Raw genomic sequence first — 25,625 nt, forward strand, 5'->3', positions numbered from 1 at the left:
CCTGCTCCAAATTCTCCGGTACAGTTTGACATTGGCGGTCCTATGTTGTGTTTGGCCTCAGATACCAATGACAACGCGCCTTCGGGCGGGACCGCCGACTCAGCCGTATGAAATATTCAGGCTAGCCGATCCCCGCCCCTATCCTACCTTCCCAGAACTGGGCGTGGCGTCTACGTACGAAAACGACCGGTTCTGGATGCCAGCCTTTCGGCCGTACACAACCTAGCCTTGCCATCTTTTCGGGCAGCACGCACACCCGGACTTTATTGTTGGTAAGCAGAGAGCCCCCCGAATCTTCAGGCTTGGTGCAACTGCACTGATAGTGGCTGGCCGCTTCTAACGCATCGAAAAGACATTGTTCGCCATAGCAGGAGGGTTCACTCTTTGGTTGATTCCCTCCATCAACTTCACCAACGCCCACAACACCCGGTTCGCCTGCGTCGCAACGCCTCGCCGCGCTTCACGATCAGGCCGTTGAGGTAGTCGATCTCGCTGCGCTTGCCGCGCGCCGGGTCTTGCGCGGTCGATGAATACTGGCTGGGCATGCTGTCGGCGAGCTTGGCCACGGTCGCGTGCAGGTCGCGCATCACGTCCTTGATGCCCTCGCCCGCAACGCCTGCCTATGGACTTTTACCGTACTTGGAGTACAAAGCCCTATTCGGCAGCGATGTCTGCCGTGGTCCGATGACACTTGCCAGCACTGAAAGGGCGACATATGTACAAGAAGATTCTGGTTGCTACCGACGGCACCAAGCTATCCCGAATGGCGGTTGAAGCTGCATCTCAGTTGGCTGTGAATTTCGACGCGGTTCTGACCATCGTGCGCGTCGTGCCGCCCTATCAAAAAACGTTCTTCGATGGCTCGTCCACGCTCAGCATCAAGGAAATGACGGCGATAGAAAAGGAATGGGAAGACCAGGCACGGGCATCGCTCGATCAACTGCGCAAGACGACTGTTGCCCAGCACATCAGCGTCAATGCCGTGGTCACAAAATCAAGCAATATTTCCGAAGCTCTGCTCAAGGTGGCGAAGAAATCGAAAGCGGACCTGATTGTGATGGCCTCGCATGGGCGCGGCGGCGTCAAGCGCGTCCTGCTTGGCAGCGAAACGCTGCAAGTGCTTACCCATTCCGAGATCCCCGTCCTGGTGATACGCTGAAAACCGCGCCATCGCCAAACGGACGCCGGGCCGCTGCGGGAAGATGGCTTATGGCAGTCCGGCGCGGACCGAGTCGAAGCCCTGTCGATACTGCGTGACCAACAGTCTGGCGCTGCGCCTAAGCTGTGCCGGGTCCAGCGCCAAGGCATCGCCAATCCCTTGCGCGATGTCACCCACCTCGACCGTGGCGGGTACGCCCGGTTCTTCCCAGGTGGCGGCGAACGCTGCCTGCTTGCCGGGATGTTTGGTGGCTTGCGGATGGCGCAGGTTGACGCGCGGCAGCGCGAATGCCATCGCAACGATCCTGCCGTGCAGGCTGCTACCGCAATAAGCCCGGCTGTTGGCAATCAGCGCGCAAATATCCCAAACATCAAGGGACCCGAACACCGTCACCGAGGGCGCCCGCATGCGTGTCGCGACGCGCTGCAAACAAGCCAGATCGTCATGCCAAGGTGCCGCTCCGGCGCGGAACAAGGCCACGCCCAGCCCGCTGGCGGCGGCTATCCGGTCAAGCTGGGCGGCGACTTCCGTCAGCGTTGGGTCGTCGCCGAAGTCGGCACTGAACTGCACGGCGACGTAGCCCCGTGGGAACGTGCCCAGAAGCTGCGCAACTTCACCCTCCCGCGCACGCTGGGCAATCTTCGCGCCGAAGAGCTCGGCCACCATCACGGCGGGGTCTGGCGTCAGGCGCGCCGGGATGCCGGCTGCCGCCAGTTGCGCCAGCGTCTGCCGGTCCCGCACGCTCACATGGTCTGCCGCCGCGAGGTTCGCCAGTACCTCGGCGCGCAAGGCCGGGTCGCATTGGTCCAGGCCGACGCCGCCTACCGCGTTGTAGATCACCCGGGCCAGACCGGGAAGCAGCTTGCGCGACAGCGTGTAGGGTGCCAGCGCGGCATTGCCCAGCATGCTGCGCACCCATTCCCTCTTCGCCCGAGGTCTGGTGTGCAGATAGGCGATGCTGTCCTGCGCCTGTTCCGGCGGCAGCAGCATGATCGCCGCTTGCCACGCGCTACAGGTCAGGATTTCGCCACCGACGTGGATCAGTGCGCCCGTGGGCTCGGCCCCGTCGGCGGCCAGTTGCGCCAGAGCCCTGACCTGGTGGCCGCCATGGCAACGCAGGTCTCGGCTGGCCAGGCCGGCGAACACCAGATCCTCATCCGGCAAGAGCGCTGCCGCGATGTGCGGAAACAGCAGATCGCCGAAGTTGTGTCGATCGAATGCGCCAAAAAGAATGATGGACCGCGCCATGGCCGCATCGTACGTCACGGCCTTGGCGTACCAAGCCTGACGTGGTCCGATGACACCTGCCAGCACACCATCGTCCGCGTCGTTCCTCCCTATCAAAAATACTTGAGACAATAGGGCACTGGCGAAATATTTGAACCAGGTCAACAAAAAGGAAATTTGAAAATGGCAACTGCGAAAAAATCCGCTCCCAAGGCTGCGGCAATTCCGAAGAAAGTAACGGCTCCCGCGAAAGTGGTGAAGCCCGTCGTCAAGGCACCGGCAAAGAAAGCTCCGGTCTCCAAAACTGCCAAGGCCGTTGCGAAGATCAGCGCCAGCATCGCCAAGCTGACCGAACGCAAGGACAAGATCTTTGCCGAGATCAAAGCCCTGCGGGATCAACGTGCCGCGTTGAAAGTTGTGCCAGTGGCCACAGCGCCGGTAGCTCCCAAGGCAGCGGCCAAGCCTGCCCCCAAGGTTGCGGCTCCGAAGAAGGCGGCCAAGCCGGCTGCCAAGAAGTAAGCTTCTCTGGCAGCACTTGTGCTTTTGAAAGAAGACCCTTCGGGGTCTTTTTTTTGGCTTGAGCCGATTGGGCGTCAATGCGGCCGCGCGTAGCCAGACTCGATCCACGCCTGCGCGCTGTCGAGATTCAACTTGAAGGCCGGTGAGACGCGAACCCGGGCCAGTTCTTCACCGAACTCGTCCTGGGCACTCAATGTTGCACTGGCACCCTCTTCATCCGGCACGATGGACAGAAGCACCCGAATGGGCCGGCCTTGCACCGTCAGGGTAAGGTTCTTGTTGAGCTGCGCATGGCGTTGTTGCTCGGAGCGGCGGATGAACTCCTTGGCCGTTTTGACCAGCGTATGGAAGGCAGCGGTGTCCAGTGGCTTGGGATTCTTTTTGTCGCGCCCCATGGTCCAGGGGCCGACCAAAGCCGGCTCGGATTGGCCTGCCAGGTACATCGCAACGGCCCAGCCATCATCGTCTTCGTTCTTGATGACGCGCGCTGTCCACTGCGCATCGCCCCATACGCGGGCTTGTTGGATCGGTTCGGGGGTATCGACTGTCATGGTGCCTTGACGCAAAGTGTTGGAGCATAGTCCTGATTGAGGGGCTTTCCCTCCAGCAACTTCACCAGCGCCCACAACACCCGGTTCGCCGGCGTGGCAACGCCCAACGCTTCGCCGCGCCGCACGATCAGGCCATTGAGGTAGTCGATCTCGCTGCGCTTGCCGCGCGCCAGATCCTGCGCGGTGGATGAAAACTGGCTGGGCATGCTGGCGGCGAGCTGGGCCACGGCCGCATGCACATCGCCCGCCACCGGCACGCCCTCGGCCCGGGCCACGGCCAGACATTCGGCCACCACGTCGCGCATCACGTCCTGGATGCCCGCACCGGCCACCGTCTTGCCGTAGGGCAGTTGGGTGATCGCCGAGACGGCGTTGTAGGCGCAGTTGAGGATCAGCTTGGCCCACAGCGCGCCGCGCACGTTGCCAGAAATTTCGGTCGGCACGCCGGCGCCGATCAGGGCTTGCGCCACGGCTGCGCTGGCGTTGGAAGGTTCGATCACCAGCTCGCCGCGGCCGTGGTGTCTGACGTGGCCGGGGCCGGCCATCTCGGTGGCAACATACACAACAGCGGCGGCCACCGCGTGTGGCGGCAGCACGCTGCGCAAGCGGTCGGCGTTGTCAACGCCGTTTTGCAGGGTCAGCACCAGCGCATCGGCTGCCAAGTGCGGCAGCATCTGGGCGCCAGCCGCTTCGGTATCAAGGGACTTGACGCACAACAGCACCAGCTTGGCGCCCTGCACGGCACTGGGCTCAGTGCTGGCGGCCAGGCGCACCTGCTCATCGAAGCTGGTGGTCTGCAGGCGCAGGCCGGCTCTGGTGATGGCAGCCACGTGCTGCGGCCGCGCGATCAGCACCACCTCATGCCCGGCGCGCGCCAGCATGCCGCCGTAGTAGCAGCCGACGGCGCCGGCGCCCATCACGGCGACCTTGAAGCCTTTCTTGGCGGCATGGGTTTCGCTGAGTGGGGTGCTGGCCATGGTGGAACTCTGGTGGGTGGAACAAGACCGGCCATTCTAGGCAGGGCTGAAGCCGCCCGTGCAACAGCGGCCGGATGCTGGCAAACTGGCGGCCATGAACTACTGGCTGATGAAATCCGAGCCCACAGAATGCTCAGTGGACGATGCGCTGGCCGCACCCGCTGCCACAGTGCCCTGGACCGGTGTGCGCAACTACCAGGCCCGCAACTTCATGCGCGACGCCATGCGCGTGGGCGACGGCGTGCTGTTCTACCACTCCAGTTGCGCCGAGCCGGGCATCGTGGGCATCGCCCGCGTGGCTTCGACCAGCCGGCCCGACCCGACCCAGTTCGATCCCAAGTCGCCTTATTTTGATCCGGCCTCAAAGCCCGAGGCGCCGCGCTGGCTGCTGGTGGACGTGCAGCTGCTGCGCAAGATTCCCCCGCTGACCCTGGCCCAGCTGCGCGCCCGGCCCGAGCTGGCCGATCTGCTGGTGCTGAAAAAAGGCAACCGCCTTTCCATCACGCCGGTGGCGCCGCGCCACTGGCAGGCCATCACGTGAAGTGGCACACATGGGCCCGCACGTGGCGCTGAGCGCAGCAAGTTACTTTCGATCCCACTGATCGGGCGCGGCGTCAGGCACCTGCGCCAGCGCAGCGTCAAACTTTTTGCGGCTGCCAGACTTGGCACGCAACTCCAGATAGTCCTCGGTCGCCAACGCTGAGAGCTTTTCGGCCAGCGCGGTACTGATCAGTTGATTGACGGAGATGCCTTCCAACGCAGCGTACTGCTTGGCGTACTTGTGCAGGGATTCGGGCAAGCGAACACTGAGTGCACTCATGATTTAGGCTCCTTCAATCGTTTCAAAAACAAGTCGGGGTTCAGGACTTCGATCCCGATCGCCGCAGCTGCGGAAAAGTCGCGAATGTTCCAGGTGACGATGGCCTCACATTGGCCATTGAACGCTGCCTCCAACACCATATCGTCGCGCACGTCGCTAAGCTTCGGGCGCCACAAAAAATGCACTTGTTGACGCAGACCGCTAGCACAGACATAGTCCAACACATCATCCACGGCAGCACTGGTGAGAGGGACCATGCCTTCGCGGTGCAACACCTCTTCATACTCGATCAGCAACGGGACCGTGACGACATGCTCGAACTGACCCTTGCCCAGCCGCGTTAACAGGTCGAAAGACCACCCGCGCCGTGACCGCAGTGCAGACACCAGCACATTGGTATCGATGACAATTTTGGGTGCTTGCTTCATCGCGTTTATATGGTATCACAGGTCGTACCATATTGCATCACTTATCAAGATGATGCACACCTGCATACCGGAGATTTGCAAGCGCCGCGCCGCGGTCGATCAATCAAAAAGCAAAAAACGCCTCCAGGCCAGCGCACAGCGCCAGCCTGAACAGCGTCGCGATTTCTTTGTGCCCCTGGCCGCTACCCAAGCGATGGCTGGCCGCCAGGGGTGAACGGTTTCAGGACTTCTTCGAGTAGCGGTTGGGGAACAACTCGTTGAGCTTGACGCCGGTTTCACCGTTGGCGATGGTGTCGCCGCTGCGCAGGGCGTCAAACAACTCCGCCTTGATTTGATCCCGGGTCAAACCCTGATCTGCAAACTTGGCCGGATATTGGCCGGGGAACAGCTCGTTGCGCTTGGCGCCGATTTCGCCGTAGGCGATGGCCTCGCCGCTGCGTTGGGCGGCAAACAGTTCGGCCTTGACCTGATCGCGGGTCAGGCCCTGGCTTGCCAGTTTGGCCGGATATTGGCCGGGGAACAGTTCATTGAGTTTCGCGCCGGTTTCGCCATAGGTGATGTCGCCGCTGCGCTGGGCTGCCAACAGTTCGGTGCGCACTTGTTCGCGTGTCTTGCCGGCTGCCGACAGGTCGGCGGCATTGGCATAAGTTGCGCCAAGGGTTGCCAGGGCGAGGGCGATGGTGACGGCGTAAGAGGTTTTCATGATTTAAATCCTTTCAAAGTTGAAGATCCCGCCTGAAAGATTTCGCTCTTTCAAGGCGGCATCGGTGCGGCGTTTAAGGTTTCGTCTCATCGATGGGGTGAACTTTAAAGTTTCTATTGCTAAAGATAAACAACCTTGAAAACATCGATACGTTGCTATATCTGCAATAATGAAGGCCTTGAAACCTCAATTAAGGGCGCCATGGACCGATTGATGTCAATGCGGGTATTTCAGAAAGTCATCGATGAGGGTGGCTTTGCCGCCGCCGCAAGAGCGCTGGACATGTCGCCGGCGGTCGTGACGCGGCTGGTGGCCGATCTGGAAGACCATCTGGGAACCCGGCTGCTGCACCGCACGACACGGCGCTTGTCGCTCAGTGTGGCGGGAGAAACTTATCTGACCCGGGTGCGCTCCATCCTGCAAGACATCGATGACGCCCATGGCGTGGCCAGTTCCCAGACCCATGAACTGGCCGGCGTATTGCGTGTGCTGGCGCCGCCGGTGCTGGCGACGCACGTGCTGGCGCCGTTGATCGCCGGATTCAGGCAGCTGTACCCCAAGATCCTGCTCAACATCGAGGTGGCGTCCTTCAAGGAGCCACCGATCGAGGACTACGACATCACGCTGCTGCCGACCGACGAGGCTTTCGATGGCGACGTGATCGCGCGCAAGATTTCCTCCTCCGAAGCCGTCTTGGTGGCCTCGCCCGAGTACCTGAAACGCAAAGGCACACCCACCACGCCGGCTGAGCTGGCGCAGCATGAAATCCTGCTCCTCAAAACGTCGGGGCTGAGCCCGCGCACCTGGCGCTTGCTCAATTCCGAGCGCCAGGACGAGGCTCTGGATCTGGTGGTGGCGCCGGGTCTTTGGGTCAATCACACCGATACCCTGCTGCGGGCGGCCCTGGATGGGGCCGGCATCACCTCTTCCGCGGTAGAACTGGTGGCACCCTACCTGTCGCGCGGCGAGCTGGTGCGGGTTCTGCGTCCGTGGATCTCCGCCAGGCTGAGCCTGTATGCGGCGCTTCCCAGCCGCAAGTTTTTGCCCGAGCGCACGCGCGTTTTTCTGGACTACCTGACCGAGCGGACCCGCTCCGCAATCAGCCGCGCCACGCAAGCCTGCGACAACTGTTAGCGCCTGCCTATCAGTGGAGTTCTTTGTGCGCGCGCTGGTCCCCGACGCGCGTCAGGCCGCCCAGGTCGGTGATACGGATGTGGCGTTGATCGACTTCGAGCAGGCGCAGTTTCTGGAATGCGGAGAAGGTTCGGCTGACGGTCTCCAGCGTCAGCCCCAGATAGCTGCCGATATCGGCGCGCGTCATTCGCATGTGGAAGTCGCTGGACGAATAGCCCCGCGCCGCCAGTCGTTGCGACAGGCTCAGCAGGAAGGTCGCCAGTCGCTCCTCGGCCGTCATGTTGCCCAGCAACACCAGCATGCGAAGTTCGCGCACGATCTCACGACTCATGTGCTGCATCAGCGTCTGCTGTAACTGGGCATGGCTCAGCGCCAATTCAGTCAGCAATGCATAGGAAACGGCGCACACCTCGGCATCCTCCAGCGCGGTGACGCTGCTGGCATGCTGGCCTTCGGCCACGCCGTCCAGTCCGATCAGTTCTCCGGTCATGTGAAAAGCACTGACCCGCGCCAGCCCTTGCGCCGTTGTCAGGCTCGATTTCAGGTTGCCACTGCGCACTTCATAGAGGTATTTGAAGGGTTCTCCCTCCCGGTACAGCCGCTGGCCGGCCCGGACCCGGCGCCGGCCAAACATAAGGCTGTCCGCGCGGTCGCCATCGGTGCTGGCAATGCCGCTGGGCGCGCACCATTGGCGCAGATGACAGTGGGTGCAATGGGACGTGGACACGCAAGCCACCGCCGCACCCGCGCCTGAACGCGCCGGCATGACGGTGATCGGTTGGGCCAGAACTTCGAGCGCGGTCACGAGCACGGCTCTTTGGCTGGATGAATGATCTGCAGTCAAATGCGTCTCAGGATTTGCCGAAACGCGACTTCGCATCCTTGCTGCAATTGCTCTTGGCGTCACCCGCCAGCGCGTCGCACTTCTCTTTCGCCACGGCGTAGTCGGCGTTGTTCTTTTCGGCCGCCGCATCCTGGCGCGCGTCTGCGCCTTTCTTGATCGCACTGCTCTGCGCCTTGGCCGACTTGTCGTTGGCCACCTCATTCGCGTCGACGGTCTTCATCTGGGCTTTGGCGTCGGCCTTGGCGGCTATCTCTACGGCCTTGGCTTCCTTCACGCAGACGTCCTTGACGTTGCCGGCCTTGTCATCGCATTTCGCCCGGGCCACTGAGTAGTCGGCGTCCGCTCGGGCGACACGCAGCCGGTAACTGACGCTCTCCGAGGGCTTGTAGCTGGCCCTCAGCTCTGCCTTGGCAACTTTTTCCTTGCCGCTGGCGTCCGCCTGGCAAATGTTCTTCGCATTGCCGGCCAGGGCCGCGCACGCCGTCTTGGCCGACTTGTAGTCCGTCGCAATGCCGTCCTTGCGCGCTTTGTATTGATCGCGCGACATGCCTTGCGCCAGCGCGCCGACACTGAAAACGAGGCCGATCGCGATGGCCATCGCGTTGCTGCTGAATTTGTTCATGGATATTCCTTGGTTGATTGAATCTGCGAATGCCGCCAAGACGAAGCGACTCGCCACGGCGGCCGGTTTGGCCCGGCTTTACTTGAAGGTGTTGCTGGCCTTGAGGCGCTTGTTCCAGTCGCTCAGCTGCTGCTTCTGGGCGTCGCTGGAGAGACCGCGCCTGTTCTGGATCTTGCCGGCCAGCTGATCACGCCTGCCGGCGAGCACGTGCAGATGATCCGCCGTGAGCTTGCCCCAACACTGCTGGGCATTGCCCTTGAACTGATGCCAATTGCCTTCGATGCGATCCCAGTTCATTGCGGTGTCCTTCAAGTGATGGTGAATTGGCGGGCTGCCGTTGGCGCTTGCGCTGTACCTTGGGCTGAAGCTTAGGGGGCAGGCAAGCCCCGGTCTGTTTGCCAGCACACAGAGCTGCGCGACGATCACCGCAGGCGCATTGAAGGGAAGGTGGTTGCCACCAAAGATGTTTTGGTAATTTAGAACTGAAAATTCAGTAGTTCCTGTTTTAAGCATTAACTCGCAGAATCCACTGCATCGCAATTTCGCAGTCAATTTCAGGAGTCGAACCCATGGCCACAAGCCGCCGCTTTTTTAACCTTGCCCTGGGCACCGTACTGGCCGGCGCAGCGCTGGGCGCAACCGCCCAACCCGCGGTCTCGCTGCTGAATGTTTCCTATGACCCGACGCGCGAGCTGTACGTCGAGTTCAATGCCGCCTTCGCCAAACACTGGAAAGCCAAAACCGGCCAGGATGTCACGGTCAAGCAGTCGCATGGCGGCTCGGGCAAGCAGGCGCGCTCGGTCATCGACGGGCTGGACGCCGACGTGGTGACGCTGGCCCTGGCCGGCGACGTCGACGCCCTGGTCAAGAACGGCCAATGGCTGGCGCCGGACTGGCAAAAACGCCTGCCGCACAACTCGTCGCCCTATACCTCCACCATCGTGCTGGTGGTGCGCCAGGGCAACCCGAAAGGCATCAAGGACTGGGACGACCTGGTCAAGCCGGGCGTCAGCGTCATCACGCCGAATCCGAAAACCTCGGGCGGCGCGCGCTGGAACTACCTGGCGGCCTGGGAGTTCGCCAAACGCAAACTGGGCGGCGATGCCAAGGCCAGGGAGTTCGTGCAGGCCTTGTACAAGAACGTGCCGGTGCTCGACACCGGTGCCCGCGGCTCCTCCATCACCTTTGCCCAGCGCAACCAGGGCGACGTCTTCATCTCCTGGGAGAACGAGGCGCACCTGCTGGAAAAGGAATTCGGCAACAAGGTCGACATCGTTTATCCGTCGCTCAGCATCCTGGCCGAGCCGCCGGTGGCCGTGGTGGACAAGAACGTCGATCGCAAGGGCACCCGCACGGTGGCCCAGGCCTATCTGGAATACCTGTACACCGACGAAGGCCAGGACATTGCCGGCAAGAACTTCTACCGCCCGATTTCGGAAAAATTCCAGGCCAAGTACGTCAAGCAGTTGCCCAAACTCAACCTGTTCACCATAGCGCAGGCTTTTGGCGGCTGGGCCAAGGCCGACAAGGACCACTTCGCCGACGGTGGCAGCTTTGACCAGATCTACCTGAAGAAGTAAGCCCCGGTCTGTCGCACACGCACCCCTCAGGGAGAAAAATAATGACCGTCTTGCTGATCGCCGGCAGCCCCTCGGAAAAATCGCGCTCGGCCGCCCTGCTGGACGGCGTCCAGCAGCGTCTTCGCCGGCGCGGCGCCCACGTCGAGCGCCTGCAGATTCGCGACTTGTCGCCGCAGGCGCTGATCCTGGCGGACCTCGGCCACCGCAGCATCGCCGACGCGGTGCAGCGCCTTGCCAATGCCGCCGTGGTGGTGGTGGCAACCCCCGTTTACAAGGCGGCTTACAGCGGTGTGCTCAAGGTGTTTCTGGACCTCTTGTCGCAAACCGCGCTGGCGGGTAAAACCGTGTTGCCGCTGGCCACCGGCGGCAGTCCCAACCACATGCTGGCGCTGGACTACGCCTTGCGCCCGGTGCTGCAGTCGCTGGGCGCCAAACAGATACTGCCCGGCATCTACGCCACCGACGCGCAAGTCAAGCTCTCATCCCAGGGCGCTTACCAGATCGATGAAGACATCGGTGCCCGGCTGGACGAGGCGGTGCACACCTTGATCACCGAAACACTGCGTCCGCCGCCGCCAACCGGGCGCCGCTTTGCACCGGTGCCTTTCTCGCAAGTGCGATGTAGCGTTTGACACGACCCCGCGTCTGGCTCTGACCGGCGCGCTTGCCCTCTTTCCGTTTGCCTGTTTTTGACCCCCGCCGGTGGTCAGGAGCAGCTGTCGCCTGCAATCCCTGGAACCTCATCATGTCAAACAAACTGTCTCTTACCCGCCGCCACCTGCTCGCTACCGGCCTGGCCTCGGCCGCGCTGGCCGGCAGCCCCCTGGCGCTGGCGCAAAAGCCGACCCGCCTGCTGCGCATCGGTCACCAAAAAGGCTGGCTCTCGATCCTGAAAGCCCGCGGCACACTGGAGAAGCGCCTGGCCCCGCTGGGCGCCGGCGTCAGCTGGACCGAATTCAATGCCGGCCCGGTGCAACTGGAAGCGCTCAACGTCGGCGCCATCGACTTTGGTGACGTCGGCGAGGCGCCACCAATCTTCGCCCAGGCCGCCGGGGCGCCGCTGGTCTACGCCGGTGCCACCGTGCCGCGCCCCAGGCTGGAAGCGGTCATCGTGCCGAAAGGCTCGGCGATCAAGACCGTGGCCGACCTCAAGGGCAAGAAAGTGGCCTTCAACAAGGGCTCCAACGTGCAGTATTTCCTGGTCAAGCTGCTGGAAAAGAACGGCCTGAAATACGCCGACGTGCAAACCGTTTTCCTGCCGCCACCGGACGCCCGCGCTGCCTTCGAGAAAGGCGCCATCGATGCCTGGATCATCTGGGACCCGTTCCTGGCCGCCGCCCAGAAAACACTGGAGGCGCGCCTGCTGGTGGACGCCACCGGTGTCGTCAACAACCGGGGTTATTACTTCACCTCGCGCGACTTCGCCACCAAACACACCGACCTGCTGAAGATCGCGATTCACGAAATCAATGCCATCGACAGCTGGGCCTCGAAAAATCAGGCTGCCGCCGCCGGCGAACTGTCCAGCGTGCTGGGGCTCGACAAGAGCATCACCGAACTCTACCTGAGCCGCAGCGCCTATGGCACGGCACCGGTCACGCGCGAGATCCTGGCCGAGCAGCAGGTGATTGCCGACACCTTTTTCGAACTCAAGCTGATTCCGAAAAAGCTCAACCTGCTGCACGCCGCGCCGGTGGACCTGGGCTGAGCGGCGCCAACGGAGCAACATCATGACCGATTTGCATCAAACGGCCCCCGGTACGCGGCGCGCGCTGCTGCGCATGCTGGCGGTCACGGCCGGCGTCTGGGGCCTGTCCGGTCCGATCACTTCGCGCAATGCCTGGGCGCAAAGCGGTGCGACGGGCAAGCTGCCGACGCTGTTGCGCATCGGCTACCAGAAGTCGGCCGTCAACCTGGTGATCCTGAAGCAGCAGGGCCAGCTGGAACGGCGCTGGCCGCAAACCAAAGTCAGCTGGATCGAATTTCCGGCCGGACCACAGTTGCTGGAAGCGCTGGCCGTGGGCAGCCTGGAATTCGGCCTGACCGGCGATTCGCCACCGGTGTTTGCGCAAGCTGCCGGCAAGGACCTGGTGTACGCCGGCGCCGAGCCATCCAAGCCCCTGAGTTCCGCCATTCTGGTGCTGAAGGACTCGCCCATTCGCACGCTGGCCGAACTCAAGGGCCGCAGAGTCGCACTGCAAAAAGGCTCCAGCGCGCACTACCTGCTGCTGCGCGCGGCGGAGCAGGCCGGTCTGCAATGGTCCGACATCCAGCCGGTCTACCTCAGCCCGGCCGATGCGCGCGCTGCCTTCGAGCGCAAAAGCGTCGACGCCTGGGCCATCTGGGACCCGTTCTATGCCGCCACCGAACTGGCGCTGCAGCCGCGCGTGCTGAGCAGCGGCCAGGGCTTGTCGGGCAACAACTCGTTCTACCTGGCGTCCCGCTCGTTTGCCACCCAGCACCCGCAGGTCATCGCCCAGTTGTTCGAGGAGCTGACGCGGGCCGACCGCTTTGCGCAGGAGCAGCGGCCCGCCGCCATCAAGCTGATCGCCGACTTCAGCGGCCTCGACGCCGGGGTCGTCAGCCTTTTTCTGCAGCGCCGCCCGCGCTCGCCGGTGGCTTGGTTGAAGGCCGAGACGGTGGCTGATCAGCAGCGCGTGGCCGATGCCTTTGCGCGGCTGGCGCTGATCCCCAAACCGGTCAAGGTGGCCGACATCGTCTGGCGACCAGCCGCCCGGCATGCGACAGCTCAAACCTCCTCTTAACTCACAGCTCATTTTCATGAAAATCTTCTGGTTCATACCAACCCACGGCGACAGCCGCTACCTGGGCACCGCCGAAGGAGCGCGCACCCTAAATCACGATTACCTCAAGCAGGTGGCGCAGGCGGCCGACAGCCTGGGTTACGAAGGCGTGCTGATTCCCACCGGGCGCTCCTGCGAAGACCCCTGGGTGGTGGCGGCCAGCTTGCTGCCGCTGACCCAGCGCCTTAAATTTTTGGTGGCGGTGCGGCCCGGCTTGCACCAGCCCAGCCTGGCCGCGCGCATGGCCGCCAGCTTCGACCGGCTCTCCGGCGGGCGCCTGCTGATCAATCTGGTGACCGGCGGCGACCAGACCGAGCTGGAAGGCGACGGCGTGTTTTTGGATCACGCCCAGCGTTACGAACAGTCGGCTGAGTTCATTCGCATCTGGCGCGAAATCCTGGCGCGCAGCCACACCGGCGAGTCCTTCGACTTTGATGGCAAGCACCTGAGCGTGAAGGGCGCCAAGCTGCTCTACCCACCGGTCCAACAACCTTATCCGCCGGTCTACTTTGGTGGCTCCTCGCCGGCCGCGCACGAGTTGGCGGCCGAGCAGGTGGACGCCTACCTGACCTGGGGCGAGCCGCCGGCGGAAGTGGCCAAGAAGGTGGCCGATGTGCGCCAGCGTGCGGCGCGCCATGGCCGCAGCGTCAAGTTCGGCATCCGGCTGCACGTGATCGTGCGCGAAACCGAGGCTGAGGCCTGGCAGGCCGCCGAGCGCCTCATCAGTCGTCTGGACGACGACACGGTGATCCGCGCGCAAGCGGCTTTCTCGCGCATGGACTCGGAAGGCCAGCGCCGCATGGCGGCCTTGCACGCTGGCGGTAAAAAACGCAGCCGCGCCGACCTGGAAATCAGTCCCAACCTGTGGGCCGGTGTCGGCCTGGTGCGCGGCGGCGCCGGTACCGCGCTGGTGGGCGACCCGCAAACCGTGGCGGCGCGCATTCAGGAATACGCGGCCCTGGGGCTGGACACTTTTGTGCTGTCCGGCTACCCGCACCTGGAAGAAGCCTACCGCTTTGCCGAGCTGGTGTTTCCGCTGCTGCCGCTGCCCTTGCGCCAGCAGCTCGCCGGACAGCAACTGACCGGCCCTTTTGGCGAGGTGGTCGGCAACAACTACCTGCCGCGCGCCGCGCAAAGTTGAATGCCATGAAGCACCCACTGCGAGAATTGCAGGTGACCCCCATGCCCGACAGCATCGAGGCCCCCGGCTTCGGCTTCCTGCCCAGCGCGGCCAGTTGGCCCCTGTCGCTGGGCCAGCTCAAGGTATTTGCCGCCGGCGTGGTGCAGCGCCTGTTGCCCTGGCTGCTGCCGCTGACGCTGCTGGTGGCCTGGCATATCGCCGCCGCCAGCGGCTGGCTGTCGACCCGCGTGCTGCCGGCGCCGCTGGACGTCATCGCGGCGGCCTGGACGCTGACGCTCTCCGGCGAGTTGTGGACGCACGTCCGGGTCAGCGCCGGCCGCGCCCTGTCCGGGCTGGCCATCGGTGGCGGCCTGGGCCTGGCGCTGGGGCTGCTCACAGGCTCTTCCCGCATCGCCGAGACCTTGCTCGATTCGACCATCCAGATGGTGCGCAACATCCCGGCGCTGGCCATGATTCCGCTGGTCATCCTGTGGTTCGGCATCGACGAGAGCGCCAAGCTGTTCCTGATCGCAGTATCGGTGTTCTTTCCGATTTATCTGAACACCTTCCACGGCATTCGCAACGTCGACCCAGGCTTGCTGGAGATGGGCCGCAGCTACGGTTTGTCGGGCTGGCAACTCTACCGGCAAATCATCCTGCCCGGTGCCCTCTCAAGCATCCTGGTGGGCCTGCGCTTTTCGCTAGGCCTGATGTGGGTGATCCTGATCGTGGCCGAAACCATCTCGGCGCAGGCCGGCATTGGTTATCTCACGATGAACGCGCGCGAATTCCTGCAAACCGACATCGTGCTGGTGGGCATCCTGCTCTACGCCCTGCTGGGCAAGCTGGCCGACCTCTTCGCCAAGGGGCTGGAGCGCTACTGGCTGCGCTGGCATCCGGGCTACCAGGCGCCATGAGTTACCCAAGTTGGAGTCCCCCTGTGAGCACTCAATCCCTCAAACCTTCCGAGCGCGGCGTCTCCTTGACGCTGCATGGCCTGAGCAAGAACTACGGCGCGCGCGAGGTGCTGCGCAACAACCAGCTGGCGATCGAGCCGGGCCAGTTCGTCGCCATCGTCGGGCGCAGCGGCTGCGGCAAGAGCACGCTGTTACGGCTGGTGGCCGGGCTGGAGCAGGCCTCGGCCGGCAGCATCAAGGTCAACGGCCAAGCGCTCGCCGGCCTGTCCGGTGACACCCGCATCATGTTCCAGGATGCGCGCCTGCTGCCCTGGAAGCGCGTCGTTGACAACGTGGCGCTGGGCCTGCCCAAGGCGCAGCAGGCGGCGGCGCTGGAGGTGCTGGGCCGGGTTGGGCTGGCGGATCGCCAGAACGACTGGCCGGCGCGCCTGTCGGGCGGCCAGCGCCAGCGCGTCTCGCTGGCGCGCGCCCTGGTGCACCAGCCGCGCCTGCTGCTGCTCGACGAGCCGCTGGGCGCGCTCGACGCGCTGACCCGCATCGAGATGCAGCAGCTGATCGAGAGCTTGTGGCAAAGCAGCGGCTTCACCGCGCTGCTGGTGACGCACGACGTGCAGGAAGCGGTGGCGCTGGCCGACCGCGTGATCCTGATCGAGGATGGCCGCATCGCGCTGGACGAAACCGTCAGCCTGGCACGGCCCCGCTCGCAGGGCGACCCGGCCTTTGCCGCGCTGGAGAAACGCATCCTGGAGCGGGTGCTGCAAAAGCCCGCGCGGGAGCCGGCCCACGGCGACAGCCACTGGCCCGGTGCGCAAGCGCATGGCCTGCGCTGGGCCATCTGATTCATTCAATTCGTTTTTCAACCAACTTCTCAAGGAGACTTTTATGTCCATTCAAGCCATCAATGTGCGCAACCAGTTCCGCGGCAAGGTGCGCGAAATCATTCGCGGCGACGTCGTCTCGGAGATCGATGTCGAAACGCCCTGGGGCATCGTCACCTCGGTCATCACCACCCGCTCGGTCGATCAACTGGAACTGGTGCTGGGCTCCGAAGTGGTGGCACTGGTCAAGTCGACCGAAGTCTCGATTGCCAAGCTGTGAAGATCCGGAGTCCCTACATGACGACAGAGCGTGGCTTGACACGACGAGCCTGGGGTCAGCGCGCTGCTGCCCTGGCCGCCGGCGGGGTGTCCTGGCTGGCCTTCCCGGGGCGCGCTGCGGCACGGTCTCCGGTGCCCGAAGCGGCTCGCATCCTGGTGGGCTTCGGCGCGGGGGGCGCCATCGACGCGCTGGCCCGCATCCTGGCCGAGCGCATTGCGCCCCAACTGGGCAAGGGGCACCACATCATTGTGGAAAACAAGGCCGGCGCCAACGGGCAGATTGCCGCACAGGCGCTGCTGAATGCGCCGGCCGACGGGGCCACCTACCTCATCGCCCCGCTCATCACGCCGGTGCTGTCGCAACTAGTGTTTCGCAAACCCGGCTATGACCCGGCGGTGGATTTCGTGCCAGTGGGGCTGGTGGCGCACTTCCAGTTCGCGCTGGCGGTACCGGCCTCGCACCCGGCGAGGAACCTGAGCGAATTTGTGGCCTGGCTCAAGGCCAACCCGACCAAGGCCAACTTCGGCAGCCCGGCCGCCGGCAGCCTGCCGCACTTCTTCGGGCTGCTGCTGGGCAAGGCTGCGGGTGTGGACATCGTGCATGTGGCCTACAAGGGCAGCCCGGGCTTGTTTACCGACCTGGTGGGCGGGCAGTTGACTTCGGCCATCGAAACCACGTCCGGGCTGGCACCCTTGCACCGCGAGGGCAAGGTGCGCGTGCTGGCCACCTTCACCGACAAACGCACCCGCGAACTACCGGATGTGCAATCGGTGGCCGAGGCCGGTTTCCCGCAGGCCAAAGGCAGCGGCTGGTACAGCCTGTGGGCCCGCAAAGGCACACCGGCGGTGGCCGTGGACGCGTTCAACCGCGCGCTGAACTCGGCGCTTGCCGAGCCAGCCATCAAGGCCAAGCTCGATGAGTTGTCGCTGGAAGGCGATCCACGCACGCCCCAGCAGCTTGAGCAACTACGCCTGGCTGACATTGGCAAGTGGCGCCCGGTGATCGAGGCCTCGGGCTTCAAGGCGGACTAAAGGCTTGCCATGCGTCGTCAACCCAACATTGTCTTCATCCTGGCCGACGACCTCGGCTGGGCGGATCTGGGCGTCTATGGCGCCACCGACTTTGCCACACCCCACCTGGACCGCCTGGCGGGCCAGGGGGTGCGGTTCACCCAGGCGTATGCCAATTCGGCCGTGTGCTCGGCCACGCGGATTGCCCTCATCACCGGACGCTACCAGTACCGCTTGCGTGCCGGGCTGGAAGAGCCCATCGTGCTGCGCGACACCGGCCTGGGCTTGCCACCCGAGCACCCGACCCTGCCGTCCCTGCTGAATGCGGGCGGGTATGACACGGCGCTGATCGGCAAATGGCATCTGGGTCTACCGCCCCAATACGGCCCGCGCCTGAGCGGCTACGACCACTTTTTCGGCAACCACCACGGGGCCATCGACTACTTCACGCACAAGCCCGGTGTGGGCGAGCACGTCAGGCCCGACCTGTGGGAGGGCGATGTACCCGTGGAGCGGGTGGGCTACTACACCCAGATCCTGGCGGACGAGGCCAGCGCCTATCTGCGCAAGCCCGAGCGGGCCAGCAAGCCGTTCTTTCTATCCCTGCATTTCACCGCACCCCACTGGCCGTGGGAAGGGCCGGGTGACGAAGCCGTTTCGCGCGAGATCAAGGACCTATTCCATTACGACGGCGGCAACCTGCGCAAGTACGGTGAAATCGTGGAGGCACTGGACGGCGCCGTGGGCCAGGTGCTGGCGGCACTGGACGCATCCGGTCAGGCTGACAACACCATCGTCATTTTCACCAGCGACAACGGCGGCGAGCGTTTTTCCAAGACCTGGCCCTTCACCGGCCAGAAGACCGAGCTGCTGGAGGGCGGGCTGCGCGTGCCCACGCTGCTGCGCTGGAGCGCGCGCATCCAGCCCCAGGTGCAGGAGCAGGTCACCATCACGTTTGACTGGCTGCCCACGCTGCTGGCCGCGGCGGGTCTGGCCGCCGACCCAGCCTACCCGAGCGACGGCGAAAACATCCTGCCGGTGCTGGAGGGCCAGGCACCCCAGCACCCCCGCACGCTGTTCTGGCGCTACAAGGCCCAGGGCCAGCGTGCGGTGCGCGACGGGAACTGGAAGTACCTGAAGGTCAACGACAACGAGTTCCTGTTCGACGTGGTGGTCGACCAGCGCGAGCGCGCCAACCTGCGCCAGCGCCACCCCGAAGTGTTTGAGCGACTGCGCAGCCAGTGGGTCGCGTGGGACACCACCGTGCTGCCCATCACCGAGGACGTGCGCACGCACGGCATCACGCCCGACATCCAGGCCGATCACTATGTACCCCACAAGCTCCAGCGAGGTTGAAACCACACCATGATCCAACTCGAAGACATTCACCTGCGCTACCCCAGCCCGCACGGGCCGGTGGACGCGCTGGGCGGCGTGGACCTGCACGTACCCGCCAGACAGGTGTTTGGCGTCATCGGGCGCAGCGGTGCGGGCAAGAGCTCGCTGATCCGCACCATCAACTTGCTGACCCGTCCAACGCAAGGCCGGGTGCGGGTCGATGGGCGAGACCTGACCGCGCTCTCCGCCGAAGCGCTGCGCACCGCACGCCACGGCATCGGCATGATCTTCCAGCACTTCAACCTGCTGGCCTCGCGCACCGTGTTCGAGAACGTGGCGCTGCCGCTGCAACTGGTGCACGAGCGCCCAGCGCTGATCAAGGCGCGCGTGGACGAGCTGCTGGACCTGGTCGGCCTGTCCGCGCAACGCGACCGCTACCCGGCGCAAATCAGCGGCGGGCAAAAGCAGCGCGTCGGCATTGCCCGGGCACTGGCCAGCCGCCCCACGGTGCTGCTGTCGGACGAGGCCACCTCGGCGCTGGACCCTGAGACCACGCGCTCCATCCTGGCGCTGCTGCGCCAGATCAACCGCGACTTCGGCCTGACCATCGTCCTCATCACCCACCAGATGCAGGTCATCAAGCAGGTGGCCGACCGGGTGGCGGTGATCGATGCCGGCCGCATCGTCGAGCAGGGCGCGGTGATCGATGTGTTCACGCAGCCGCAGCATGCCACGACACGCAGCCTGGTCGATGAAATCGTGCCGCAGGAGTTGCCGGCCAGCGTGATCGCCCGCATCCGCGCGCTGATGGCGATCAACACGGCGCGCGGCAATCCGCACGCCAGCCAGTTGCTGCGCCTGGCCTTTGCCGGCGATGGCTCCGACCAGCCGCTGCTGTCCGACGTGGTGCGCCGCTTTGGCCTGGACCTGAACATCGTGCACGGCCAGGTGGACGAGATCCAGGGCCAGCCCTTTGGCTCGCTGGCCGTGCATCTGCAAGGCGCCAGCGAGGGCCTGAGCGCCGCCGTGGCCCACCTGCGCGGCGCTGGCATCCACGTGCGGGAGGTGGCCCATGTTTGACAGCTTCACACCGCAACTGCTGGAACTGTTTGCCACCTCGTTGGGCGAGACGCTGCTGATGGTCGGCCTGTCGGGCGCCATCGGTGCGCTGCTGGGCCTGCCGCTGGGCGTCTACCTGCATCTGAGCAGCCGCGGCGGCGTGCTGGAACACCTGACCCTGAACCGCCTCGTCGGCACCACGGTGAACGCGGTGCGTTCGACGCCGTTCATCATTTTGCTGGTGGCCATCATTCCGTTCACGCGGCTGGTCACCGGATCAAGCATCGGCACCGCCGCGGCGGTGGTGCCGCTGACGCTGGCGGCCGCGCCGTTCATCGCCCGCCTGATCGAGACCGCGTTGCGCGAGGTCGACCACGGTCTGGTGGAAGCGGCGCTGGCCATGGGTGCCAGCACGCGCCAGATCGTGTTCAAGGTGCTGCTGCCGGAGGCGCTGCCCGGCATCGTGGCGGCGCTGACCATCACGCTGGTCAGCCTGACCGGCTACTCGGCCATGGCCGGTGCCATTGGCGGCGGGGGCTTGGGTGACCTGGGCATCCGTTACGGCTACCAGCGCTTCCTGCCGGAGGTGATGGCGGCCGTGGTGCTGGTGCTCATCGTCTTCGTGCAGGTGGTGCAAAGCGCGGGCGACGCGCTGGTGCGGCGCCTCAGCCACAAATAGTTTTTCTCCTCACTTCATTTTTTTATTCAAGGAATTTTCATGAACAAGCGTTTTGTTTTGCAATCTGCCACCGCCCTGTTGCTGGCCGCCGCCCTGTCGCCGCTGTTGGCACAGGACAAACCAATCAAGGTCGGCGTCACAGCCGGGCCGCACGCGCAGATCTTCGAGCAGGTGAAAAAGCTGGCCGAGAAGGACGGGCTGAAGATCCAGATTGTCGAGTTCAGCGACTACGTGCAGCCAAACGCGGCGCTGGCTACCGGCGACCTGGATGCCAACAGCTACCAGCACAAACCGTATCTGGACCAGCAGATCAAGGACCGCGGCTACAAAATAGTCAACGTCGGCTACACCGTCAACTTTCCCATCGGCCTGTATTCCAAGAAAGTCAAAAGCCTGGCCGAGTTGAAAGAGGGGGCCAAGTTCGGCATCCCGAACGACCCGACCAATGGCGGGCGCGTGTTGCTGGTGCTGCAAGACAAGGGCCTGATCAAGCTGCGCCCCGAAGCGGGCCTGAAGGCGACACCCCTGGACGTGATCGACAACCCGAAAAAGCTCAAGTTCGTGGAACTGGACGCGGCGCAGTTGCCGCGCTCGCTTGATGACCTGGATGCCTCGGCCATCAACACCAACTACGCCTTGTCGGCCGGTTTGAGCCCGGCCAAGGATGCCATCGCCCAGGAGGCGGCCAAGAGTCCGTACGTGAACCTGATTGCGGTGCGTGAGCAGGACAAGGACAAGCCCTGGGTCGCCAAGCTGGTCAAGGCCTACCACTCGGAACAAATCCGCAAGTTCGTGCAGACCGAGTTCAAGGGCGCGGTGGTGACAGGGTTCTGAGATGGTCCCGCCAGCGTGGACGAATTTGTTGACCTGGTGATCCCCGAGCTGCAGCGCCGCGGCCTGTTCCGTACCGAATACGAAGGGAAGACCCTGCGCGAGAACCTGGCACTGGCCCGCCCGGAGAACCAGCACGCCGCGCGCCGTGGGGAGCGCAAGGCGGCCTTGATCGGTCGGGCAGCCTTGCACACCAGCCCTCTGCAAGCCGCCGCATGGTGGCTTGCAGAGGGCTGTGGTGCGCGTGTCGGTGAGGTGGAGCACATGTGGCGGCTGGGGCTGGGCTGACTTTGAACCTTGTGTTCAGAAGTGGCGCACTCGGCTCTTTTGCAGCAACCGGCCGATCCGAGTCCATCGCATCAGTTGTTTTGAACACCATTGTCCGATTCAGAGCTGGCGGCAGGCCCGAAGCTCGTACATCTCGACTTTTTTCAACGACCCCGCATCTCAAGCAAAGCCCGAAGCGTCGCCTCCGTCGCCTCGTCGTCCGACCTCGCCCGATGCGCGATACCCAGCGCTCTTGACAGCGAAGGTTTCAACGGTCGCATGCTGATGCGACTATCCGGCGGCGGCGCGCCTGCCTCGTGCGGCAACAGCGCGGCGCCGTAGCCCGCTGCCACCAGACTCTTCATCGCGTCGTTGTAGTTCAACTCGATGCGCGCCTGCGGCCGCTCGCCAGCCGCGGCGAACCATTCGGCGGTCTGGCGCGAGAGCCGGGTGCCGCGGTCGTTGGCGATCAGAGGCCGGGCGGCGAGCCAGGCGGGCGTCACGTGCCGCGGCGGTTCCCAATGGGTCGGGATGAACGCCAGCACCGGATCCCGGCGCCAGGCCTGCACGCGAAGGCCGCGCAGCGCCGGCTGCGGTAGCGCCACAATGCCGATGTCTAGGCTGCCGGCCGCCAGTCGGGCCAGGGCCTCCTCGCTGGTCACCACCGCGACCTGCACGTCGATCTCCGGATGCCGGGTGGCCAAAGTCTCCAGCGCCTGCGGCAGCAGATGCGCGAGCGCGCCGGTGGATGCGCCCAGTCGCACGCGGCCGCCGCGCGCGGCGATCTGGCGTTGCACAGTCTGCAGCAGATCGTCGGCTTCGGCCAGCAGCCGCCGAGCCTTGTCGATCAGCAAGCTGCCCGCCGCGGTCGCGGTGACTCCGGCCGGTGCGCGGTGTAGCAGGCGCGTCCCCAGGCGGGCTTCGAGCTGCGCCACGTGCAGCGTCACCGTGGGTGGTGCCAGGTGAAGTGCCTTGGCCGCCGCGGCGAACGAGCCGAGGTCGGCTACCGTCAGCAGCGTGCGCAGGCGATCGAGGTTAATTTCGCGCATGGTGCAACCTTGGTCGTCGAACAATGATTCAGGATTTCTGAAGACGTAGTTTATTAGATTCAACTGGACTGGATTCGCCGGTCGATGCATCATGCGCGTCAAACTCAATCGGAGCGCTCAATGACCCCTCTCGTTTTCATCGACGGTGACCAAGGCACCACCGGCCTTCAAGTGCGGCAATGGCTGGCGGGGCGTAACGACCTGCGCCTGCTGCAGTTGCCGTCCGAGCATCGCAAGAGCGCGGCCCATCGCGCCGATGCACTGAATGACTGCGACGTCGCACTGCTGTGCCTGCCGGACGACGCCGCGCGCGAGGCCGTCGCGCTGGTGCGCCGTCCCGGTGTGCGGGTGATCGACGCAAGCTCGGCCCATCGCACAACGCCCGGCTGGGTCTATGGCATGCCGGAGTTGGAGCCCGCAAGCGCAGAGCGCATCGCCACCGCCGAGCGCGTCAGCAATCCCGGCTGCTACCCCACAGGGGCGCTGGCATTGCTCAAGCCCTTGATTGACGAGGGCCTGGTGCCGGCCGACTATCCGCTGGTCATCCACGCTGTGTCGGGCTATTCAGGACGGGGCCGAGCCGGGCTCGATGATCATGAAGGCGCCGGCGCTGCGAACGCGTTGCCGTTCCAGGTCTACGGCCTGGGTCTGAACCACAAGCACGTGCCTGAGATCCAGCAACATGCCGGGCTGGCGCATGCGCCGGTGTTCGTGCCGGCGTATGGCCACTATCGACAAGGGATCGTGTTGACGATGGCGCTGCATCTGCGCCTGCTGCCCGCTGGCGTGACGGCTGCGCGCCTGCACGCCGCGCTTCAGACGCGCTACGCAGGGCAAGCTTTCATCGAGGTGCAACCGCTTGCCGAGGACGTCGATGCGCTGCGGCTCGACCCCCAGGCGTTGAACGGCAGTAACCAATTGCGACTGGCGGTGTTTGCGCAGGAGCGCACGGGCCAGGTGCTGTTGGCCGCGGTGTTCGACAACCTGGGGAAGGGCGCCGCAGGAGCCGCGGTGCAAAACCTCGCCCTGATGCTCGGGTTGGCAGCGGGACCGCGTTTGGAGCCCGTCGTGCTGGCTGCATGATCGAGAGCGGCCGCGGACGTGCCCACTTGCCGGCTGTCGACGGCATCAAAGCGGACATCCGCGACTGGCAGCGTGTGGCCCAAAGCTATGCCCGTCAACCAACAATCCCTCCCTCAGCGCCATCACGCGGCGCTCAATGCGGTTGAAATGTCGGTTGTTTGGGTGGGGCGCACCACGCGTGCAACTTCCTGTCCGTCACGCAGTAGCACCAGCGTAGGCCAGAGCTTGACGCGAAAGCTCCGCCCAAGAGCGTGACCGGGCCCGTCTTCAACTTTGATGTGACGCCACTGCGCATGTTGTGACAGCGCTTCAACAAGCGCGGGTTGGGCCGCACGACAATGGCCGCACCAGCTCGTGCCGAATTCGAGCAGCGTCAAGCCTGGCAGGGCGTCAACTTCGGAGCGCGCCGGGGCTTCGATTTCGCTGAGGTAGGGTTTGGATGAACGCATGTCCGGATTGTGTCTCACCAGAAAGGTCAACGCCGATCTACGACAATCAACTCTCTACCCAAAAACGCCATGCAAACCAAGACTCTCTCCATCCTCCCTCTCCTGCTCGCAATTGCCGCGGGCGCCCTGGTTCCTGACTCGGCGGCCTTCGCGGCCAAACACCACGCCACTACCAAACCCGCGGCTCACAAGAAGGCCGCGCCCGCCGTGAACGCCCTGCCGCCGTTGGCTGCTCAGACCACCTTGGCAGGCAACCCGCCGGCGCTGCCAGCCAAGGCATGGCTGCTGATGGACTTCGACTCCGGCGAGGTGCTTGCCTCGGCCAACGCTGACGAACCCTTGCCGCCGGCTTCGCTGACCAAGATGATGACCAGCTACCTGATCGAGCAGGCGCTGCGCACGGCCAAGCTCAAGCAAACCGACCTGGTCTCGGTCAGTCAGAACGCCTGGTGCCGAGGGTCGAGCACCGAGTCGTGCATGTATCTGCCGCTGAACAGCCAGGCCACGGTGATAGACATCCTGCGAGGCATCATCATCCAGTCGGGCAACGACGCGTCCAAGGCGATTGCCGAGCACATGGCCAGCTCCGAAGAGGGCTTTGCCAAGCTGATGAATGCCGAAGCCCAGCGCCTTGGAATGACGCACACGCATTTCGTGAACGCCACGGGCCTGCCCGACCCGGCGCACAACTCGTCTGCGCGCGACCTCGCCATCCTGGCGCGCGCAATCATCCATGACAGCGTTGACTACTACCCGATCTACGCGGAACGCGAGTTCAAGTACAACGGTATCAAGCAAGGCAACCGTAACGCCTTGCTCTACACCGATCCCACCGTGGACGGACTGAAGACGGGCCACACCGAAGCGGCCGGCTACTGCCTGGTCACCTCATCCAAGCGCAACGACATGCGCCTGATCACGGTCATCCTCAACACCCACAGCGCTCAGGCGCGTGCCGACGAGACCCGAGCGCTGCTCGGTTGGGGCTTTAGCAACTTCGAGAAGGCCACCCCGATTCAACCGAACACCGTGGTCACGACGGCCAAGGTCAGCTTCGGCAAGGTCGATACGGTCGCCGCGGGCCTGGGCGCGCCGTGGATGCTGACCGTGCCGCGCGGCCAGCAAGTGCAGACAACGGTGGAGCTCAAGCCGGGCCTGGAGGCGCCGGTGACCAAGGGTTCTGTGATCGGCAAGGTGGTCGCAACCTCGAACGGTAAGCCAATAGGCGAAGCCCCGCTCGTCGCTCAGGCCGATGTGGAACGCGCGGGCCTGCTGCTGCGCACCTGGCAACACATCGCCAAGTTGTTCGGAAAGTGAACGCTGGCAGGCCAGCGCCTGCCATTCCAGCGATCGCACA

The 25,625-nt window shown here is 64.3% G+C and carries 30 protein-coding genes and 2 pseudogenes; 20 read left to right on the top strand and 12 right to left on the bottom strand.

The features are described 5' to 3' along the window. Positions 1-336: 336 nt before the first annotated feature. A pseudogene (locus tag PHS32_RS13390) lies at positions 337-572 on the bottom strand (ketopantoate reductase C-terminal domain-containing protein); the annotation flags it as partial. A gap of 143 nt (positions 573-715) precedes the next feature. On the opposite strand from PHS32_RS13390, the gene PHS32_RS13395 reads away from it, so the two are divergent. Next, the gene (locus tag PHS32_RS13395; RefSeq protein ID WP_301079509.1) at positions 716-1,159 is read left to right on the top strand and encodes a universal stress protein; all 444 of its coding nucleotides are present in this window, start codon (positions 716-718) and stop codon (positions 1,157-1,159) included. A gap of 48 nt (positions 1,160-1,207) precedes the next feature. Here PHS32_RS13395 and PHS32_RS13400 read toward each other — a convergent pair whose 3' ends face one another. Next, positions 1,208-2,518, bottom strand: a complete 1,311-nt coding sequence (locus PHS32_RS13400; RefSeq protein ID WP_301079510.1) for a polysaccharide pyruvyl transferase family protein — start codon at positions 2,516-2,518, stop codon at positions 1,208-1,210. 51 nt (positions 2,519-2,569) lie between these two features. Here PHS32_RS13400 and PHS32_RS13405 point away from each other — a divergent pair, with 51 nt between their 5' ends. Then, the gene (locus PHS32_RS13405; RefSeq protein ID WP_301079511.1) at positions 2,570-2,905 is read left to right on the top strand and encodes a histone protein; all 336 of its coding nucleotides are present in this window, start codon (positions 2,570-2,572) and stop codon (positions 2,903-2,905) included. Positions 2,906-2,979: 74 nt separating this feature from the next. On the opposite strand, the gene PHS32_RS13410 is transcribed toward PHS32_RS13405, so the two are convergent. Then, positions 2,980-3,456, bottom strand: coding sequence for a hypothetical protein (locus PHS32_RS13410; RefSeq protein WP_301079512.1), 477 nt, complete (start codon positions 3,454-3,456; stop codon positions 2,980-2,982). After that, the gene (locus tag PHS32_RS13415) at positions 3,453-4,433 is read right to left on the bottom strand and encodes a 2-dehydropantoate 2-reductase (RefSeq protein ID WP_301079513.1); all 981 of its coding nucleotides are present in this window, start codon (positions 4,431-4,433) and stop codon (positions 3,453-3,455) included. Before PHS32_RS13415 ends, PHS32_RS13410 begins: the two co-directional genes overlap by 4 nt. Positions 4,434-4,527: 94 nt before the next feature. Here PHS32_RS13415 and PHS32_RS13420 point away from each other — a divergent pair, with 94 nt between their 5' ends. After that, positions 4,528-4,974 (top strand): EVE domain-containing protein, encoded by a 447-nt coding sequence (locus PHS32_RS13420; protein WP_301079572.1) that lies wholly within the window; start codon positions 4,528-4,530, stop codon positions 4,972-4,974. A gap of 42 nt (positions 4,975-5,016) precedes the next feature. Here the strand turns inward: PHS32_RS13420 and PHS32_RS13425 are convergent, their stop codons facing one another. From PHS32_RS13425 to PHS32_RS13435, 3 genes are all read right to left on the bottom strand, one after another. Next, complete coding sequence (locus PHS32_RS13425; RefSeq protein ID WP_301079514.1) at positions 5,017-5,253, bottom strand: DUF6290 family protein; 237 nt, start codon at positions 5,251-5,253, stop codon at positions 5,017-5,019. Beyond that, positions 5,250-5,681, bottom strand: a complete 432-nt coding sequence (locus PHS32_RS13430) for a putative toxin-antitoxin system toxin component, PIN family (RefSeq protein ID WP_301079515.1) — start codon at positions 5,679-5,681, stop codon at positions 5,250-5,252. Before PHS32_RS13430 ends, PHS32_RS13425 begins: the two co-directional genes overlap by 4 nt. Positions 5,682-5,901: 220 nt before the next feature. Beyond that, a complete protein-coding gene (locus PHS32_RS13435) occupies positions 5,902-6,384 on the bottom strand; it encodes a DUF4148 domain-containing protein (RefSeq protein WP_301079516.1) in 483 nt (160 codons plus the stop codon). 201 nt (positions 6,385-6,585) lie between these two features. Here PHS32_RS13435 and PHS32_RS13440 point away from each other — a divergent pair, with 201 nt between their 5' ends. Further along, the gene (locus PHS32_RS13440; protein WP_301079517.1) at positions 6,586-7,518 is read left to right on the top strand and encodes a LysR family transcriptional regulator; all 933 of its coding nucleotides are present in this window, start codon (positions 6,586-6,588) and stop codon (positions 7,516-7,518) included. Positions 7,519-7,528: 10 nt separating this feature from the next. Here PHS32_RS13440 and PHS32_RS13445 read toward each other — a convergent pair whose 3' ends face one another. The 3 genes from PHS32_RS13445 to PHS32_RS13455 all read right to left on the bottom strand — a co-directional run bounded on the left by PHS32_RS13445 (position 7,529) and on the right by PHS32_RS13455 (position 9,281). Beyond that, positions 7,529-8,323 (bottom strand): helix-turn-helix domain-containing protein, encoded by a 795-nt coding sequence (locus PHS32_RS13445; protein ID WP_301079518.1) that lies wholly within the window; start codon positions 8,321-8,323, stop codon positions 7,529-7,531. A gap of 46 nt (positions 8,324-8,369) precedes the next feature. Then, the gene (locus tag PHS32_RS13450; RefSeq protein ID WP_301079519.1) at positions 8,370-8,984 is read right to left on the bottom strand and encodes a hypothetical protein; all 615 of its coding nucleotides are present in this window, start codon (positions 8,982-8,984) and stop codon (positions 8,370-8,372) included. Positions 8,985-9,062: 78 nt separating this feature from the next. After that, positions 9,063-9,281 (bottom strand): CsbD family protein, encoded by a 219-nt coding sequence (locus tag PHS32_RS13455; RefSeq protein WP_301079573.1) that lies wholly within the window; start codon positions 9,279-9,281, stop codon positions 9,063-9,065. A 272-nt stretch (positions 9,282-9,553) separates the two neighbouring features. On the opposite strand from PHS32_RS13455, the gene PHS32_RS13460 reads away from it, so the two are divergent. From PHS32_RS13460 to PHS32_RS13525, 14 genes and pseudogenes are all read left to right on the top strand, one after another. Then, positions 9,554-10,564 carry a sulfate ABC transporter substrate-binding protein gene (locus tag PHS32_RS13460; RefSeq protein ID WP_301079520.1) on the top strand — a complete coding sequence of 337 codons (1,011 nt, stop codon included), beginning with the start codon at positions 9,554-9,556 and terminating at the stop codon, positions 10,562-10,564. 41 nt (positions 10,565-10,605) lie between these two features. Further along, complete coding sequence (ssuE, locus tag PHS32_RS13465) at positions 10,606-11,196, top strand: NADPH-dependent FMN reductase (protein ID WP_301079521.1); 591 nt, start codon at positions 10,606-10,608, stop codon at positions 11,194-11,196. Between the two features lie 113 nt (positions 11,197-11,309). Beyond that, a complete protein-coding gene (locus PHS32_RS13470) occupies positions 11,310-12,272 on the top strand; it encodes a sulfonate ABC transporter substrate-binding protein (protein WP_301079522.1) in 963 nt (320 codons plus the stop codon). 22 nt (positions 12,273-12,294) lie between these two features. Next, entirely contained in the window at positions 12,295-13,329 is a 1,035-nt protein-coding gene (locus PHS32_RS13475) for a sulfonate ABC transporter substrate-binding protein (RefSeq protein WP_301079523.1), read from the top strand. A gap of 16 nt (positions 13,330-13,345) precedes the next feature. Continuing rightward, positions 13,346-14,509 (top strand): FMNH2-dependent alkanesulfonate monooxygenase, encoded by a 1,164-nt coding sequence (gene ssuD, locus PHS32_RS13480; RefSeq protein ID WP_301079524.1) that lies wholly within the window; start codon positions 13,346-13,348, stop codon positions 14,507-14,509. Positions 14,510-14,514: 5 nt separating this feature from the next. Further along, positions 14,515-15,405, top strand: coding sequence for an aliphatic sulfonate ABC transporter permease SsuC (gene ssuC / locus PHS32_RS13485; RefSeq protein WP_301079525.1), 891 nt, complete (start codon positions 14,515-14,517; stop codon positions 15,403-15,405). Positions 15,406-15,428: 23 nt separating this feature from the next. After that, positions 15,429-16,244 (top strand): ATP-binding cassette domain-containing protein, encoded by an 816-nt coding sequence (locus PHS32_RS13490; protein WP_301079526.1) that lies wholly within the window; start codon positions 15,429-15,431, stop codon positions 16,242-16,244. Positions 16,245-16,287: 43 nt separating this feature from the next. Further along, complete coding sequence (locus PHS32_RS13495; RefSeq protein ID WP_301079527.1) at positions 16,288-16,503, top strand: molybdopterin-binding protein; 216 nt, start codon at positions 16,288-16,290, stop codon at positions 16,501-16,503. Positions 16,504-16,520: 17 nt separating this feature from the next. Next, positions 16,521-17,534 carry a tripartite tricarboxylate transporter substrate-binding protein gene (locus PHS32_RS13500; protein WP_301079528.1) on the top strand — a complete coding sequence of 338 codons (1,014 nt, stop codon included), beginning with the start codon at positions 16,521-16,523 and terminating at the stop codon, positions 17,532-17,534. A 9-nt stretch (positions 17,535-17,543) separates the two neighbouring features. Then, positions 17,544-18,869, top strand: coding sequence for a sulfatase-like hydrolase/transferase (locus PHS32_RS13505; protein WP_301079529.1), 1,326 nt, complete (start codon positions 17,544-17,546; stop codon positions 18,867-18,869). Positions 18,870-18,878: 9 nt separating this feature from the next. Beyond that, positions 18,879-19,931 carry a methionine ABC transporter ATP-binding protein gene (locus PHS32_RS13510; RefSeq protein ID WP_301079530.1) on the top strand — a complete coding sequence of 351 codons (1,053 nt, stop codon included), beginning with the start codon at positions 18,879-18,881 and terminating at the stop codon, positions 19,929-19,931. Continuing rightward, positions 19,924-20,589 (top strand): methionine ABC transporter permease, encoded by a 666-nt coding sequence (locus PHS32_RS13515; protein WP_301079531.1) that lies wholly within the window; start codon positions 19,924-19,926, stop codon positions 20,587-20,589. Before PHS32_RS13510 ends, PHS32_RS13515 begins: the two co-directional genes overlap by 8 nt. A gap of 39 nt (positions 20,590-20,628) precedes the next feature. Next, positions 20,629-21,423 (top strand): MetQ/NlpA family ABC transporter substrate-binding protein, encoded by a 795-nt coding sequence (locus tag PHS32_RS13520; protein ID WP_301079532.1) that lies wholly within the window; start codon positions 20,629-20,631, stop codon positions 21,421-21,423. 6 nt (positions 21,424-21,429) lie between these two features. Then, positions 21,430-21,555: pseudogene (locus tag PHS32_RS13525) on the top strand (xenobiotic (desulfurization)monooxygenase subunit A, NtaA/SnaA/SoxA/DszA family protein); the annotation flags it as partial. A 296-nt stretch (positions 21,556-21,851) separates the two neighbouring features. Here the strand turns inward: PHS32_RS13525 and PHS32_RS13530 are convergent. After that, a complete protein-coding gene (locus PHS32_RS13530; RefSeq protein ID WP_301079574.1) occupies positions 21,852-22,736 on the bottom strand; it encodes a LysR family transcriptional regulator in 885 nt (294 codons plus the stop codon). Positions 22,737-22,856: 120 nt separating this feature from the next. On the opposite strand from PHS32_RS13530, the gene argC reads away from it, so the two are divergent. Next, entirely contained in the window at positions 22,857-23,819 is a 963-nt protein-coding gene (gene argC / locus PHS32_RS13535) for an N-acetyl-gamma-glutamyl-phosphate reductase (RefSeq protein WP_301079533.1), read from the top strand. A gap of 122 nt (positions 23,820-23,941) precedes the next feature. Here argC and PHS32_RS13540 read toward each other — a convergent pair whose 3' ends face one another. Next, positions 23,942-24,268, bottom strand: coding sequence for a thioredoxin family protein (locus tag PHS32_RS13540; protein ID WP_301079575.1), 327 nt, complete (start codon positions 24,266-24,268; stop codon positions 23,942-23,944). A gap of 69 nt (positions 24,269-24,337) precedes the next feature. On the opposite strand from PHS32_RS13540, the gene PHS32_RS13545 reads away from it, so the two are divergent. Then, positions 24,338-25,585 (top strand): D-alanyl-D-alanine carboxypeptidase family protein, encoded by a 1,248-nt coding sequence (locus PHS32_RS13545; protein WP_301079534.1) that lies wholly within the window; start codon positions 24,338-24,340, stop codon positions 25,583-25,585. Positions 25,586-25,625 lie beyond the last annotated feature (40 nt).

Source organism: Rhodoferax sp., from assembly GCF_028714215.1.
Taxonomy (GTDB): Bacteria; Pseudomonadota; Gammaproteobacteria; order Burkholderiales; family Burkholderiaceae_C; genus Rhodoferax.